At 56.7% G+C, this 14458-nt stretch carries 20 protein-coding genes; 12 read left to right on the forward strand and 8 right to left on the reverse strand.

The window, feature by feature from the left end; translation table 11 throughout:
• The first annotated feature begins 63 nt into the window (after nucleotides 1–63).
• Complete coding sequence (locus tag ACMGGX_RS20525; protein ID WP_420298877.1) at nucleotides 64–894, forward strand: oxidoreductase; 831 nt, start codon at nucleotides 64–66, stop codon at nucleotides 892–894.
• A 43-nt stretch (nucleotides 895–937) separates the two neighbouring features.
• Here ACMGGX_RS20525 and ACMGGX_RS20530 read toward each other — a convergent pair whose 3' ends face one another.
• The gene (locus ACMGGX_RS20530; RefSeq protein ID WP_181595182.1) at nucleotides 938–1480 is read right to left on the reverse strand and encodes a histidine phosphatase family protein; all 543 of its coding nucleotides are present in this window, start codon (nucleotides 1478–1480) and stop codon (nucleotides 938–940) included.
• A 209-nt stretch (nucleotides 1481–1689) separates the two neighbouring features.
• On the opposite strand from ACMGGX_RS20530, the gene ACMGGX_RS20535 reads away from it, so the two are divergent.
• Both ACMGGX_RS20535 and ACMGGX_RS20540 read left to right on the forward strand, forming a co-directional pair.
• Nucleotides 1690–2094 (forward strand): VOC family protein, encoded by a 405-nt coding sequence (locus tag ACMGGX_RS20535; RefSeq protein WP_032639272.1) that lies wholly within the window; start codon nucleotides 1690–1692, stop codon nucleotides 2092–2094.
• Nucleotides 2095–2112: 18 nt separating this feature from the next.
• On the forward strand, nucleotides 2113–2625 hold the full coding sequence (locus ACMGGX_RS20540; protein ID WP_420298878.1) for a GNAT family N-acetyltransferase: 513 nt from the start codon (nucleotides 2113–2115) through the stop codon (nucleotides 2623–2625).
• Here the strand turns inward: ACMGGX_RS20540 and ACMGGX_RS20545 are convergent.
• Complete coding sequence (locus tag ACMGGX_RS20545; RefSeq protein ID WP_223534100.1) at nucleotides 2606–3394, reverse strand: hypothetical protein; 789 nt, start codon at nucleotides 3392–3394, stop codon at nucleotides 2606–2608. The two genes, ACMGGX_RS20540 and ACMGGX_RS20545, sit on opposite strands and share 20 nt — an antisense overlap.
• A 1-nt stretch (nucleotide 3395) precedes the next feature.
• Complete coding sequence (locus ACMGGX_RS20550; protein ID WP_023311615.1) at nucleotides 3396–3593, reverse strand: hypothetical protein; 198 nt, start codon at nucleotides 3591–3593, stop codon at nucleotides 3396–3398.
• Between the two features lie 256 nt (nucleotides 3594–3849).
• Here ACMGGX_RS20550 and ACMGGX_RS20555 point away from each other — a divergent pair, with 256 nt between their 5' ends.
• The 8 genes from ACMGGX_RS20555 to ACMGGX_RS20590 are packed head-to-tail and all read left to right on the forward strand — an operon-like array spanning nucleotide 3850 to nucleotide 9724.
• Nucleotides 3850–4284, forward strand: a complete 435-nt coding sequence (locus ACMGGX_RS20555) for a nuclear transport factor 2 family protein (protein WP_048977880.1) — start codon at nucleotides 3850–3852, stop codon at nucleotides 4282–4284.
• On the forward strand, nucleotides 4281–5000 hold the full coding sequence (locus ACMGGX_RS20560; RefSeq protein ID WP_420298879.1) for an SDR family NAD(P)-dependent oxidoreductase: 720 nt from the start codon (nucleotides 4281–4283) through the stop codon (nucleotides 4998–5000). The genes ACMGGX_RS20555 and ACMGGX_RS20560 overlap by 4 nt, the downstream gene beginning before the upstream one ends.
• Complete coding sequence (locus ACMGGX_RS20565) at nucleotides 4997–6256, forward strand: NAD(P)/FAD-dependent oxidoreductase (RefSeq protein WP_420298880.1); 1260 nt, start codon at nucleotides 4997–4999, stop codon at nucleotides 6254–6256. Before ACMGGX_RS20560 ends, ACMGGX_RS20565 begins: the two co-directional genes overlap by 4 nt.
• A 1-nt stretch (nucleotide 6257) precedes the next feature.
• Nucleotides 6258–6980 carry a DUF1365 domain-containing protein gene (locus ACMGGX_RS20570; RefSeq protein ID WP_420298881.1) on the forward strand — a complete coding sequence of 241 codons (723 nt, stop codon included), beginning with the start codon at nucleotides 6258–6260 and terminating at the stop codon, nucleotides 6978–6980.
• Nucleotides 6977–8197, forward strand: a complete 1221-nt coding sequence (locus tag ACMGGX_RS20575) for an SAM-dependent methyltransferase (RefSeq protein ID WP_252046154.1) — start codon at nucleotides 6977–6979, stop codon at nucleotides 8195–8197. The genes ACMGGX_RS20570 and ACMGGX_RS20575 overlap by 4 nt, the downstream gene beginning before the upstream one ends.
• Nucleotides 8194–8679, forward strand: a complete 486-nt coding sequence (locus tag ACMGGX_RS20580) for a DUF2878 domain-containing protein (RefSeq protein ID WP_032657304.1) — start codon at nucleotides 8194–8196, stop codon at nucleotides 8677–8679. The genes ACMGGX_RS20575 and ACMGGX_RS20580 overlap by 4 nt, the downstream gene beginning before the upstream one ends.
• The gene (locus tag ACMGGX_RS20585; protein ID WP_420298882.1) at nucleotides 8676–9200 is read left to right on the forward strand and encodes a hypothetical protein; all 525 of its coding nucleotides are present in this window, start codon (nucleotides 8676–8678) and stop codon (nucleotides 9198–9200) included. Before ACMGGX_RS20580 ends, ACMGGX_RS20585 begins: the two co-directional genes overlap by 4 nt.
• A complete protein-coding gene (locus ACMGGX_RS20590) occupies nucleotides 9197–9724 on the forward strand; it encodes a DUF3833 domain-containing protein (protein ID WP_420298883.1) in 528 nt (175 codons plus the stop codon). Before ACMGGX_RS20585 ends, ACMGGX_RS20590 begins: the two co-directional genes overlap by 4 nt.
• Nucleotides 9725–9832: 108 nt before the next feature.
• Here ACMGGX_RS20590 and ACMGGX_RS20595 read toward each other — a convergent pair whose 3' ends face one another.
• Nucleotides 9833–10288, reverse strand: coding sequence for a DMT family transporter (locus ACMGGX_RS20595; protein ID WP_348558177.1), 456 nt, complete (start codon nucleotides 10286–10288; stop codon nucleotides 9833–9835).
• Nucleotides 10289–10292: 4 nt separating this feature from the next.
• The gene (locus ACMGGX_RS20600; protein WP_420298884.1) at nucleotides 10293–10727 is read right to left on the reverse strand and encodes a DMT family transporter; all 435 of its coding nucleotides are present in this window, start codon (nucleotides 10725–10727) and stop codon (nucleotides 10293–10295) included.
• Nucleotides 10728–10822: 95 nt separating this feature from the next.
• Here ACMGGX_RS20600 and ACMGGX_RS20605 point away from each other — a divergent pair, with 95 nt between their 5' ends.
• Nucleotides 10823–11755 carry a LysR family transcriptional regulator gene (locus ACMGGX_RS20605; protein ID WP_063439971.1) on the forward strand — a complete coding sequence of 311 codons (933 nt, stop codon included), beginning with the start codon at nucleotides 10823–10825 and terminating at the stop codon, nucleotides 11753–11755.
• A gap of 5 nt (nucleotides 11756–11760) precedes the next feature.
• Here the strand turns inward: ACMGGX_RS20605 and ACMGGX_RS20610 are convergent, their stop codons facing one another.
• The 3 genes from ACMGGX_RS20610 to ACMGGX_RS20620 form a co-directional block, all read right to left on the reverse strand.
• The gene (locus ACMGGX_RS20610) at nucleotides 11761–12789 is read right to left on the reverse strand and encodes a methionine synthase (protein ID WP_023311627.1); all 1029 of its coding nucleotides are present in this window, start codon (nucleotides 12787–12789) and stop codon (nucleotides 11761–11763) included.
• Nucleotides 12790–12812: 23 nt separating this feature from the next.
• A complete protein-coding gene (locus ACMGGX_RS20615; RefSeq protein WP_181593193.1) occupies nucleotides 12813–13787 on the reverse strand; it encodes a DUF1852 domain-containing protein in 975 nt (324 codons plus the stop codon).
• 179 nt (nucleotides 13788–13966) lie between these two features.
• Nucleotides 13967–14458 carry an Hcp family type VI secretion system effector gene (locus ACMGGX_RS20620; protein WP_420298885.1) on the reverse strand — a complete coding sequence of 164 codons (492 nt, stop codon included), beginning with the start codon at nucleotides 14456–14458 and terminating at the stop codon, nucleotides 13967–13969.

Consider the following 14458-nt stretch of genomic DNA (forward strand, 5'->3'; position numbering starts at 1 on the left):
TGCGCTAGTTAACGTTGGGCCGAAGGAGGGCAAACTAACGACAGTCTACTCACCGAGGTATTTATGTTTACTCAGGACAAGAAAACCGCGCTGGTCACCGGTGCATCGTCAGGTATGGGCAAAGTCATCGCCCGTCGTCTTATTCAGGATGGCTATCAGGTTTATGCCGCTGCCCGTAGCGTTGAGAAAATGAACGATCTCGCCCAGCTTGGCGCGCGCCCTCTGCGGATGGATATCTCACGTGATGAAGACATTTTGGCTGCAGTGGATACCATCGTGTCGCAGACGGGTGGGGTTGACGTACTGGTCAACAATGCGGGTTTTGGGCTTTATGGACCGATAGAAGAGATCGGTATTGATGAAGCTCGCTATCAGTTTGAGGTTAACGTGTTTGGCGCAGCCCGCCTTACGCAGCTGCTGCTCCCGGCCATGCGCGCCAGACGCAGTGGCTACATTATCAACATCACTTCGATAGGAGGGAAGATTTACACCCCTCTGGGAGCCTGGTACCACGCAACGAAACATGCCCTCGAAGGATGGTCTGACTGTCTGCGTCTTGAAGTGGCTGAATTTGGCATTAAGGTTGTGATTGTTGAACCGGGTTTAATCGAGACTGGCTTTGGTGATGTGGTCAGCGGCAATTTTTTAAAACGTTCAGCAAGTGGCCCTTACGGTCATCTGGTAGCGAACGTGGCTAACTCGGTCAAAAATGTTTATGGAAATGGCAGAGGCAGCGACCCGAAGGTGATTGCGGACGTGGTTGCCCGCGCCGTTAAAAGCCCGCATCCGCGTACGCGCTATGCAGCCGGCAAGTATGCCAGGATGCTCATCGGCATGCGCGTCTGGTTGGGTGACCGTCTGTTCGATCGCATTATTCTTAGCCAGACCCGATGACCCGAGCGCCGAGGATTAAAAACCCTCGGCTCCGCATGTGCCGCTACACAACGCTGTAAACACCCGCTCCCCAGTACCCCTTACCCGTACGAGTCTGTTCTTTCCAGCCTGATGCGATCAGTTCCTTTGCAATAAACCGGTTGATGAGCCCATGCCCCATGAGCAAGACGGGGCCATCGGAGCCCTTAGCCGCCGTCACGAGGATCTCAGCCGCCTTAGCGGCACGTTTTTTTACGACGCTTACGCACTCTGCTTCGCCAGACAGGCCGCAGAGCCAAAGAACGCGAAACAGCGCCGCCCAGTAAAAAGGCGATAACCGTAACCCTGGGATACGAAATACCGGCAGTTCCGCTTCCCGAAAAACCTCATCAATTAAGCCCGGTTCACACCCCAGCGTTCTCAACGATGAGAGGGCTCGCGGGAGAGGGCTGCTGAGAAACGTGAGCGCGCGGTACGCGAGGATTTGAGCCATTTCAGAAGGTCTATCGCTGCCCGTTGAAGAGCGGTTATAGCTCTCGATCCACTCCGCCATTTCCCTGCACGACACTTTTGGCTCACCTCTGTGCTGAGGTTCTCCATGCCGCATCAAAATAATTTCCATATGTTTTTTATCACCCATCATCCCTTCATCAGAGGCAGAGTAGCGCGATCGGATGAGGTTTTTCACCCACCCGTTTTGGTGTGTCTGAACCTGGGGCGGACTTAGCATACTTATCAGTCTGTGAAATATTTTCATGCGCGCGTATTCTGTGGGAATGCGCTGAGCATAACCATTTAGGCTAAAGGAAACGAAAAATGAGAACACAGAAGCGATGCCTTGGCTGCGTGGCTATTGTGGTTGATGACTACGATCGTGCCATTGAATACTACACGGATAAGCTGGGTTTTACCCTCGTAGAAGATACGCCTCAACCGGGTAAACGCTGGGTGGTCGTCTCACCCAACCCGGAAAGCGACTGCAATATTTTGTTGGCTCGCGCTTCTAACGAGAGGCAGGAAAGCTTTATCGGTAATCAATGCGGCGGCAGAGTTTTCCTCTTCCTTCAGACGGACGATTTTTGGCGCGATTACCGTGCCATGAAAGACAAAGGCGTTCATTTCTGCGAAGAACCACGTGAGGAAGAGTACGGTACGGTGGTGGTGTTTGAAGATATTTACGGCAACCGCTGGGACCTCTATCAAAATGCCCAACGCGGGTGATTACCAGGGAGACTTTCCATGACGCTTCGAATTCGCCAGGCCACCGGGGCCGATGCCGCGCTTTTAAGCGAGCTGGGATACCGAATCTATCCCGCCCATTTTCAGCATCTGTGGGTGTCAGACGCAGAGATGAAGGATTTTCTGGACGGCGAGTACGCGCTTTCCGTACTTGAACAGAGCCTGAAAGAGAACGCTGTTTCCTGGTATGTTGCCGAGACCGATCGGCCAGTGGGATTCATGAAAGTGACCTGGGAAGCTCTGCTCCCGGAAACGCACAAGAAGGGCGTTCTCCTCAACAAGCTCTACCTCGATCCCGCTGAGACCGGCAAAAACTATGGCCAGGTGATGTTCAACAGCATCACCGACATGGCCCGGAGCAGGGGGAAAGGCTATCTCTGGCTGGAAGTGCTTGAGCAGAATGCGGGAGCGTACCGGTTCTACCAGAAGCAGGGCATGCTCTGCGTTAAGAACGTTCTTTTTGAAACCGCTTCACAGCAGAGCATACTCAGAATTATGGGGATGTCTCTTTAGGGCGAGCGCTCTCGTCGCGCTGTGCCAGCGATAGCGCGCTGGCGCTGGCGGGATCGAACAGCGAGAGGCTCTCAATCTGATTGAGTAAAATCACCTTCCGGAATGACATGGCGCTGCGGGGTTCAGAGTCGAGCGTGATGTCATGCTCCGCATACCACCTGCTGTAGTTATTCTCGATGCGAAAGTTCATCGTCTTCGCATCTCTGTACCCGCTTAACATCGGGATCAGCACGATATTGGCCGTTTTTTCATATTCCAGTGTCGCGGTGTGGATCATGCCGACGTAAATCCGCCTCGACCGCAGCGTGACCTGCGCCAGTTCCCCTTGCTCCATACACTGATACAGCAGCTGTTCAATACCGCTCGACTGCGCCAGACGTTTGTAGAGCTTTTTCCGGCTTTCGCCGTCCAGCCTGGCGCTGCCTGCCCAGTTAGAGCGGTAGAGGCAAAACAGGATGGCAAACGCCAGCATCACGACCACCGGCGCCTGAATGCCTAAAAAGCTCCAGTTCATAAAGTCGATTTGCCAGTCGGTATATTTCGGCGAGGCAAAGTGAAAAGCGTTGTTGGCCGCAGAAAGGGCGAGCAGGAGCAGCCAGAGCAGACCGGTGGCAATCACGCCCTGCAGAACGAAAATACAGCCGTACAGCGCCACAAGAAAATAGACGTCCCAGCCAAAGGAGCGCTTGATTTTAAAGCGGGTCGACAGGTCGCGGCTGGTGTACCAGTACCCGCATACCATCAGCACCATAAATATCGCCGTTCCCATATCAGGCCCTCTTCAGCATGTTGACGTGACGCAGAAAATCCTGCCGCACCTCGTTGCTTTTGTAGTTCACCGAGGCGTTCCCGTCCTGGTCGATAATGATGCGATCGCCATCTTCGACGGCTTCGATGATTTCCTGCTGGCTCATCACCTGCAGTAAGGATTCCGGGCTGGAGAAAAGGGAGAGAAAGAAACGTTTCATGCGGGCATCCTTATGAATAAAAAGGATAAGCCTGGAAGAAGACCGGTGAGTTTGCCTTAAGGATATCCTGAAAGTTAAAGCCGGGTGGCGGCTACGCCTTACCCGGACTACAAAATTCACTCTTTTGTCTATCTCTAAGTCATTAATATATATCTAAAATAAAAAATAAATTATCACAAACTTGGACAAATAACGTTAATTGTGTAAGTTTTAATTATGCGATTACGCCACGTTGTTTACAGCCAGGATGTGACCCATGAGCACTTTGCCCTCTGTCGTGAGTCGGTTTGTTGAGTACTACGCCGCACTGGATAGCCAGCCGCCGTCCGCGCTGGTGGGGCTTTACCATTCGAATGCCACGCTTATCGATCCGTTTGGCGAGCATGACGGGATTTTCGCGCTTCAGCGCTATTTCACCCATCTGCTGGCCAACGTCGAGCATTGCCGTTTTACCATCGATACGCCGCTGTGCAGCGGGAACCGGTTTGCTGTGACCTGGGTAATGCACTGGTCGCATCCGCGCATTGCCGGGGGAGAGCCGCTCGAACTGCCGGGATGTTCGGTGGTGGACACGGAAAACGATCTCATCACGCACCAGCGCGACTACTACGATGCGGGAGAGATGATCTACGAGCACCTTCCTCTTTTGGGCTGGGCGGTACGCGGCGTGAAGCGGAGGGTCAAATCATGAAAACGGTGCTGATCACCGGCGCAAGCTCGGGCATTGGCGCCGGGCTGGCGAAATCCTATGCCGCAGACGGCTACCACGTGATTGCCTGCGGACGCGATCCGGCGCGCCTCGAAGCGCTGCATCAGACCTGCCCCAATCTCACCGTTCACCTGTTCGATATGACAGACAGGGACGCCTGTCGCCAGGCGCTGACCGGCAGCTACGCCGATCTGATTATTCTCTGCGCCGGTACCTGCGAATATCTCGATGGAGGCGTGGTGGATGCGGCGCTGGTGGAGCGGGTGATGGCGACAAATTTCCTCGGCCCGGTGAACTGTCTTGACGCGCTGCAGCCGCAGCTGACGGCTGGCAACCGCGTGGTGCTGGTGAGTTCGATGGCCCACTGGCTGCCTTTCCCACGGGCAGAGGCCTACGGCGCGTCCAAAGCAGCCCTGAGCTGGTTTGCCGAGAGTTTGCGCCTGGACTGGGAGCCAAAGGGAATTGCCGTCACGGTGGTCTCGCCGGGCTTTGTTGATACGCCGCTGACGCGCAAAAACGACTTTGCTATGCCGGGCAGGGTGAGCGTCGACGAGGCGGTCAAGGCGATCCGTACCGGGCTGGCGGCAGGGAAAATGCATATCGCGTTTCCTGACGGGTTCGGCTTTATTTTGCGGTTGCTCTCCGGGCTGCCTGCGTTTCTTCAGCGCGCGCTGCTGCGCAGGATGGTGCGTTCATGAACATTGCGATTATCGGCAGCGGCATCGCCGGGCTGACCTGCGCCTGGCGCCTGGCCGGGCACCATCAGGTAACCCTGTTTGAAGCGGGCGAAACGCCCGGCGGCCATACCGCAACGGTTGACGTCCCAACGCCACAGGGCACATACGCGATTGATACCGGGTTTATCGTTTACAACGATCGCACCTATCCGCGCTTTATGGGCCTGCTCAGCGAGCTGGGCATCAGCGGGCAAAAAACGCAGATGAGCTTTTCGGTGCACAACCCGGCGACGGGGCTGGAGTACAACGGACACACCCTGACGTCGCTGTTTGCCCAGCGCCGAAACCTGGTGAATCCGGCATTCTGGCGGCTGCTCGGGGAGATCGTCCGCTTCAATCGTCTGGCGAAACAGGCGCTGGACGGGGAGGTGGACCCGAACGCCACGCTGCAAACGTTTCTGGAACAGCACGGCTTCACGCCTTTTTTTGCGCGCCACTACATTCTGCCGATGGGGGCCGCCATCTGGTCCTCGTCGCTGCAGGAGATGAAGCGTTTCCCGCTGCCGCTTTTCTTACATTTCTTCCAGAACCACGGTCTGCTGGATATCACCCAGCGCCCGCAGTGGTACGTGGTGCCGGGCGGCTCGCGGGAGTATATCCGCGCCATGCTCGACAAGCTGGGCGACCGTCTGAATCTGCACCTCAATTCTCCGGTGCAGCGGGTGAGCCGCCACGAGCACGGGGTTACGCTCCAGCTTGAAAACGGCAGTCATACCTTCGATAGGGTAATTTTTGCCTGCCACTCCGCCAGCGCCCTGGCGATGCTTGATGACCCGACGCCCGCAGAGCGCGAGGTGCTGGGCGATATCGGCTGGCAGCGCAACGAGGTCGTTTTACACAGCGATCCGCGCTGGCTGCCGGTGCGGCAGCGCGCGTGGGCCAGCTGGAACTACCGCCTGAGCGCGGAGGAGCAGGCCAGCGCCTGCGTCACCTACAACATGAACATCCTGCAGGGGCTGCCTGCGGGCAGTCCGCTGTTCTGCGTCACCCTCAACCCGGACGCGCCGGTAGATGAGCGCTTCGTTCTGCAACGTTTTGTCTATGAACATCCGCTGTTTAACCCGCAAAGCTGGCGGGCGCAGGCGCGGCGCGGCGAGATCAACGGTCATAACCGGAGCTGGTACTGCGGGGCCTACTGGTACAACGGCTTTCATGAAGATGGCGTGCGCAGCGCGCTGGACGTGGTCAACGCGATAGCGGTCGGAGAGGGGAAGTGAGATGAACAGCTGCCTCTACCACGGCGTGTTACGCCATCGCCGCCTTCAGCCGAAAACCCATGAATTCAGCTACAGCGTCTTTATGGCCTGGCTGGATCTCGATGAACTATCGCTGCTGCCGTCCGTCGGCGTGCGGCGCAATCGCTTTGCCGCCGCCTCGTTCCACGACGCGGACTATCCTCTCGGCGCGCCGCTTAAAGAGAACGTGCTCAGCAGGCTGGAGAGCCTGACCGGGGAACGTCCGGACGGGCGGGTGATGCTCCTGACGCAGCTCCGCTATTTCGGCTTTCATTTCAATCCGGTCAACTTTTACTACTGCTACGACGGGAAGGAGACGCTGCGCTGGGTGCTGGCGGAGGTCCGCAACACGCCGTGGAATGAACGTCATTACTATGCGGTCAACGGACAGGATGCGCAGCCGACGGAAAAAGCGTTTCACGTTTCCCCCTTCAACCCGATGGACATGATCTACCACTGGCGCTTTAACGACCCGGATAACACGCTGCATATGCACATTGAAAATCATCAGGAAGCGAAGGTTTTTGACGCCACGCTGGCGCTGCGCCGGGAGCCTTTGACGCGCCCCGCGCTGCGCTCGCTGTTGCTGCGCATTCCGCTCATGACTCTGAAAACCGTTTTTGCCATTTACTGGCAGGCGCTGCGCCTGTGGCTCAAGCGCGTGCCGCTGTATAACCATCCCGTCAGCAGGAGTGAACGCTCATGACCGATCCCGTCTTTGCGTTAGAACCCGATATTCCGCGCAACGTCCGCATCGCGCGATGGCTGCTGTTTCGTCTGTTAAGCGGTATCCGCGGCGGCTCGCTCACGCTGCGTGAAGGGGCGCAGACCTTCCATTTTGGTGAGACATCCTCCGCGCTGCATGCCGACGTGCAGATCCTCACGCCCGGCGTCTACTGGCGCGTCTTAACGGGCGGGAGCCTTGCTGCGGCAGAAGCCTGGATGGACGGCGAATGGGAAACCGCACACCTTACGCCGCTTCTGGAGCTGCTCGCGATCAACGGCGAGGTGCTTGGCCGTCTGGAAAACGGGTTCCGTCTGCTCGGCAGGCCGCTGGAGCGGATACGCCACTGGACGCGGCGTAACTCCCGCGTGCAGGCGCGCGAAAATATTGCCGCCCATTACGATCTGGGCAATACCTTTTATGCCCATTTTCTGGATAAAGAGCTGCTCTATTCCAGCGCGCTGTTTACTGGTGACGAGCAGGATCTCACGGCGGCTCAGCGGGCCAAAATGGCGCGCCTGTGTGACCAGCTGGCCCTAAACCCGGGTGACCATCTGCTGGAAATTGGCACCGGCTGGGGCGCGATGGCGGAATACGCGGCCCGTCATTACGGCTGTCGGGTGACGACCACCACGCTGTCGCAGGAGCAATATACCTGGGCGACCGAGCGGATCGCCCGCGCCGGGTTGCAGGATCGCGTTGAGGTACTACTCTGCGACTATCGCGACCTCACCGGGCAGTACGACAAGCTGGTCTCAATTGAGATGATTGAAGCCGTCGGGCAACGCTATCTGCCCACGTTTTTCCGCACCTGCCAGGCGCGGCTGCGCCCCGGAGGACGGATGGCGATTCAGGCCATTACCATTCAGGACCAGCGCTATCGCGACTACAGCAAAAGCGTCGATTTTATCCAGCGCTACATTTTCCCGGGCGGCTTCCTGCCGAGCATCACCGCGATGAACGAGCTGATGACGCGCCACACCGATTTCGTGGTGCGCAACCTCTTCGACATGGGCCCCGACTACGCCCGCACGCTGGCCCACTGGCGGCAGCGCTTTGTCCACGCCTGGCAGGAGATTGAAAAGCTTGGCTTCGATGAACGGTTCCGCCGCATGTGGCTGTACTACTTTGGCTACTGCGAAGCCGGGTTTAACGCTCGCACCATCAGCGTGGTACAGCTTACCGCCGAGCGCGTATGAGACGTTACCTTCAGGTCTTCCTGCTCGCCGTCGCGTTCGATCTCTACTGGGCGCTGGTGGTGCTCTTTCGCGAACAGGGCCTGATTATCTGGCTCGCGCTGGCGATCCTGGCGTGCCTGCTTTTGCCGCCTGCTTACAGGTTTTACGCCATTGGGCTTGCTGCGGCGGGCAGTCTGCTGGACGCACTCTGGGCCCTGACCGGGCTGATTGCCTTTACGGGAGAGTCCCTGATGCCGTTATGGATGGTGGCACTGTGGCTGATGTTCGCCACGGTCTGGACGCAGCTGACGCGCACCACCACGTTACCCGGCTGGCTGCTGACCCTGCTGGCCGCCGTGGGTGGACCGGTGGCCTATCTGTTTGGCGAGCGGCTGGGTGGCATCACGTTTCTGGAGCCGACCTTTATCGTCGTGAGCTGGATGGCGCCGGGCTGGCTGGTCTTGATGCTGTTTTTCCACCTGCTGATGGGGAGACAAAAATGAGATCTGTGGTTTTGCTGCTTTGGCTGACGCTGGTTGTTCCTGTTACTCAGGCTGCCGACTGGCTTGCCTGGCGGAAGGTGGGGGACGCCACACTCACCTGGGGGCCGTTCACGGTCTATACCTCTCAGCTGCGCACCCCGGACGGGCGTTACGGTCGGGACAATCAGGATCAGGCGCTGATTATTACCTATGCGCGGGACATCGATCGCGATGAACTGGTTGAGGCGACCCGTGACCAGTGGAAGGCGCAGGGGATCCTGGCGCAGGAACCGCAAAGCGAAGCCTGGCTGCGGATGCTCCAGTCCCTTTGGCCGGATGTCCGACCTGGCTCACAGCTGGCGTTTGTTCTCAACGATAAGCAGGGACAGTTCTGGTATCGCGCGTCAGCGGCGCAAACATCGTTTATTCCACTCGGACCACGCCAGTCGGAAGCGTTCAGCACCCGTTTTCTGGCCATCTGGCTCGATCCCCGTACGCAATATCCTGAGCTGCGTCAGCAGTTAATCGGAGGCCAAAAATGAAACGTATTCTGATGATGGCGCTGGCATTCACGATGCTGCTGGCGGGCTGTAGCACTGAAGTGGCCGAGTATCGCCAGCAGGAGCCACGGCTTGATATCTTCCACTACTTCCAGGGCAAAACCGAAGCGTGGGGGATGGTGCAGGATCGCAGCGGCAAGCAGATCCGCCGTTTCCACGTTGAGATTGCCGGAGACGTTATCGGCGATACGCTGACGCTGAATGAGCACTTTGTCTACGACGATGGCGAGAAGCAACAGCGGGTCTGGCACATCCGGCGCGTGGGGAACGATCGCTACGAGGGAACGGCAGGGGACATTGAAGGGGTGGCCACGGGGCAGGCCGCAGGCAACGCCTTTAACTGGCATTACAGCATGGACGTGAAGGCCAACGGCAGCACCTGGCTACTGAACTTCGACGACTGGATGTACCTGCAGGATGAGACCCATCTGTTTAACAAAACCGAGATGAAGAAGCTGGGCGTCACCGTCGCCACGGTGACGCTGTTCTTTACCCGTAAAGAGTGATGATGTTAGCAGTGAACTATCCCCTCGCCCCAATGGGGAGAGGGTTAGGGTGAGGGGAACATAGGGCGGCTGTGGTCATTCCGTACACTTTATGTTCCTCAATATTTTTTAGCTTTCGGCGCGGGATTTGCTTCCCGAATATATAAAGGCCAGAGCAATCCCCAGGCAGACAACCGCCCCCAGACGGCTCATCGAAAAGGGAATGGCGGCATTGCCCAGCCAGCCAAAGTTATCAATCAACATACTCATGGCGAGCTGGCCGAATATCACCGCCACCGTGGCGACGGCGGTGCCGATGCGCTGCACCGCCACGACCATGATCACAATGTAAGGCACGCCGAACATCGCCCCGAGGAGCTGCCATTTCGGCACGTCCAGCAGCGTGACCGCCTGCTTAGGCTCAAAGAAGAAAATCAGCAGGGCGGTCACCAGCGCGCCGACGGAAAACGTCAGAAACGCGCTTTTGAAAACGCCCACGCTGCTGCCGAGCTGCCCGTTAATCGCGGCCTGAATGCTCAGAGTTGCGCCGCCGCAGACGGCCAGAAGAATCATTATCAGCGTCATATCATCACCCCTGTGCGACAAGAACCAGTGCCGCAATAATAAAAACCAGCGCCACGATACGTTTTGCGTTTATCTTCCTGTGCGGCGTACCCAGCAGGCCAAAGTGGTCAATGATTAGACTTTTAAAAACCTGACCAGCCAGAATGCCAATCATCGTCATAGCGATGCCGATGGTCGGCGTGGCGATCGTCAGAATGACCACGTAAACAGGGCCAAGCACGCCGCCGAGCAGCTGCCAGCCGGGCTGGGCGAAAAACGACGGGCTGTTACGCGGGCTAAAAAACAGCATCAGCAGAAACGTCAGCGCGGCGCCAACGCCAAAAATGCTGAACGTCGCCCATAAATCGCCCACTTCTCCCCCTAACGGCCCCAGCAGCCCCGCCTCGACGGAGAGGCCCATCCCGCCGGCAATCACCAGTAAAATCAAAACAAACTGCATTACGCTTCCTCCGTTTTCAGGCGAAGAAGATTACGTCGGTAGACCCGTGAGAAAAATGCCATAATGAAGGAAACACCTTTGCAGGAAATGCATTAATGTCAGATGCCGGAAGCATGAACCTTCGCTCACTGCTGCTGTTTATTGCCGTCTATGAAACGCAGAACTTTTCCGTCGTCGCGCGACGAGAGGGAATCTCTGCCTCGCAGGTGTCGCGCATTGTTCATCAGCTTGAGGACGCGCTCGGCCAGCAGCTGTTCTATCGTAATACCCGGGCGGTGATCCCCACGGAAAGCGGGCATCTGTTTATCCGCTATGCACGGGCGATGGTCGATAACTTCGAAGAGGCGCGGCGGGAGCTGGATGAACGTTCGACCGAACCCTCCGGCACGGTCCGCATAAATGGGCCGGTATTTTTTGGACAGAGACACGTTGCGCCCGGCCTGGCTGGTCTGGCCGAGCGTTATCCACGGTTAACCATAGAGCTGACGCTGACCGATGACTTTATCGACCCGCACCGGGACGCCGCCGATCTCATTTTCCGCATCGGCACGCTGACGGATTCGACGTTCCACGCCCGTGTTTTTGGGCAGCAGCGCTACCACCTTGCCGCGTCGCCCGCGTATCTGCGTCAACACGGCGTCCCGGCCGACCCGACCGAACTGAGCCAGCACAAATGTCTGGTCTATCGCGGTTCGTCCGGGCCTAACCGCTGGCTCGTGCGTCGCAAAGGGGAGAATTGGGTGCATTATCCCGTCGCGCCGCTGATGACGTCCAATAATGCGGAGTCGCTGCTCATTGCCGCGCTGGGTGGGATGGGGATCGTCCTGTTTCCGGACTGGCTGATTGGCGACAGGCTGAAGCGGGGGGAGCTGGTCGCCCTTATGCCGGAAATGGCGTGCGCCATCAACACGGAGCAACTCAATATTGCGGCGATCTATCCTAACGCACGTCATCCGCCCCTGAACGTCAGGGCGGTGATTGATTATTACGTGGCGTTTTTCGGCACGCCGCTCTACTGGCAAACGTAAGGCAATTACGCGCCGAGCTCCTTGCGGATAATCTCTGCGCCAGCGCTAAGCGCTTTCAGCTTGCCGTTAGCCACCTGGCGTGAAAGCGGAGCCATGCCGCAGTTGGTTGACGGGTAAAGCTTGTCGGCATCGACGAACTGCAGCGCTTTACGCAGCGTATCGGCGACTTCCTCCGGCGTTTCAACGGCGTTGGTTGCCACATCAATCGCGCCGACCATCACCTTTTTACCGCGGATCAGCTCCAGCAGATCCATCGGCACGCGGGAGTTGTGGCACTCCAGGGAGATAATGTCGATGTTAGAGGTCTGCAGCTTAGGGAAGGCCTCTTCGTACTGGCGCCACTCTGAGCCGAGCGTCTTTTTCCAGTCGGTATTGGCTTTGATGCCGTAGCCGTAGCAGATGTGTACCGCGGTTTCGCACTTCAGCCCTTCAATGGCGCGCTCCAGCGCGGCGATACCCCAGTCGTTCACCTCGTCAAAAAAGACGTTAAATGCCGGTTCATCAAACTGGATAATATCCACGCCCGCGGCCTCTAACTCACGCGCTTCCTGATTGAGGATTTTGGCGAATTCCCAGGCCAGCTTTTCGCGGCTTTTATAGTGCGCGTCGTAAAGGGTGTCGATCATGGTCATCGGCCCGGGCAGGGCCCATTTGATCGGCTTGTCCGTGAGCTGACGCAGGTACTTCGCATCGTCCACGAATACCGGCTTCTGACGCGCAACGGCTGAAACCACGGTCGGCACGCTGGCGTCGTAGCGGTTACGAATGCGCACCGTCTGGCGATTTTCAAAATCCACGCCGCTCAGATGTTCAATAAAGGTGGTGACGAAGTGCTGGCGGGTCTGTTCTCCGTCGCTGACGATATCGATACCCGCGCGGATCTGCTCATCCAGGGACAGGCGCAGCGCGTCCTGTTTACCCGCCAGGAGTTCCTGATCCTGTAATTTCCAGGGTGACCACAGCGTTTCAGGTTGTGCAAGCCAGGTCGGTTTAGGCAGGCTGCCAGCCGTAGAAGTCGGGAGCAATGTTTTCATAATAAAAGACCTTTTTTGATGAATTAAAGCGTGTAGTTATCAGACCACTGCTCGAGAATGTGTTGGTAAGGCTTAATAAAGTACGCTTCGGTAAAGCGACCCTGTTCAATCGCCAGTCGGCTACGCTCTTCCCGGTCATAAACAATTTTGGTTAAGGAGTGATCCTGCTGGTTCAGATCCGGTCGGTAGCACAGTCCCGCCGCCGAGTTTGCGTTATAAATTTCCGGGCGATAGATTTTCTGAAACGTCTCCATCGTGCTGATAGTGGCAATCAGCTCCAGATCGGTGTAGTCACTCAGCAAATCCCCGGTAAAGAAGAACGCGAAAGGCGCCACGCTGTTTTCCGGCATGAAATAGCGAACCTGCAGGCCCATCTTCGCGAAGTACTGTTCCGTCAGCGACTCGCCATCCGGCTGATATTCAATGCCCAGCACAGGATGCTGGTTGCCGGTGCGACGGTAGGTGTCTTTGCTGGAGACGCTCAGGCAGATCACCGGACCCTTGCTGAAGTTCTCTTTGTATTCCGGCGAGCTCACAAAGTGGCGGAAAATATTGCCGTGCAGTTCACCAAACTTTTCCGGAATGCTGAAGTGCTGCTGGTTCTTGTTGTGTTCCAGCAGCCGCACGCTGAAATCATAATCCCGCACGTAAGAAGAGAAGTTATTTCCGACGATGCCAGGGATACGCTTGTTGTTTTTTTTGTCGACAATCGTGGTTTGCAATATCTCAATGGCCGGGAACGGTTTTTCCGCGCCAATGTTCAAATCGACAGAGATGATTTCCAGCTCAACCGCGTAGCGATCGGCGTTTGGGTTATCCCAGCGCGCCAGGGCGTTAAAGCGGTTGTTGATCATCACCAGCGTATTGCGCAGGTTTTCCTGACGTTTTTCCCCGCGCGCCAGGTTGGCAAAGTTGGTGGTCGTACGCGTATTTTCTGACGGGTTGTAATTCTCATCGAAGCAACTGCGCTTAAGGGTATATGTGAAAGCTTTGCTCATTGTGGTTATGCATCCTAAGTTCATGTTGCCAAGAAGTTACCGATGCATAATTTATGCCTGAGCCCGCGGCGCAGGGGAAGTGACTTAATTTCAATGCAACATGAGCGAAGTTCATGAACAGGATTGCGCAAAGGCTGGAGAGTGAAGTGAGAGAGTAAGGGGCATCGCGCCCCTTAGTGTTATGCTGTAGGCCGTTCGTTCCAGGCGTCGCTGTGCATGATGTTCCCATCGACGATGCGCCAGGTAATTTTTTCGTAATGCAGGCTTACGCTTTCAACGTGGTTCATTTTATCGTTGGCAGCGATCTTCACGTTTGGCACGCTGCAGTTAACACCAGTAACCTTCACGTTCTCCATTAGTACGATGTAATAACAGACTTCCTGTCCGGCATCATTGATATGATAGAACTTGATTTCAGCGCTTTTAAACGCCTGACCGGTAGATGCTGCTTTGTAGAGATAGGGCGTGGAGCTATCAACTTCCTTTTCAATCCGCATGGATGAGTGTTGACGCGTGCCGGTGATCTTGCCGTTAGCGCTGTCTACCGGGAGGTTGATGCCATGGCTCAGCCCTATGATCTCAATGCTGCCTTCACGGTCCTGAACATCAACGGAACCTTTAATATCTGCTCCACCGTCGTCTTTTAGCCACATGTAGGGAGGAATTGGCAT

The sequence above is a fragment of the Enterobacter sp. BNK-29 genome (assembly GCF_048684785.1).
Lineage (GTDB): Bacteria > Pseudomonadota > Gammaproteobacteria > Enterobacterales > Enterobacteriaceae > Enterobacter > Enterobacter cloacae_M.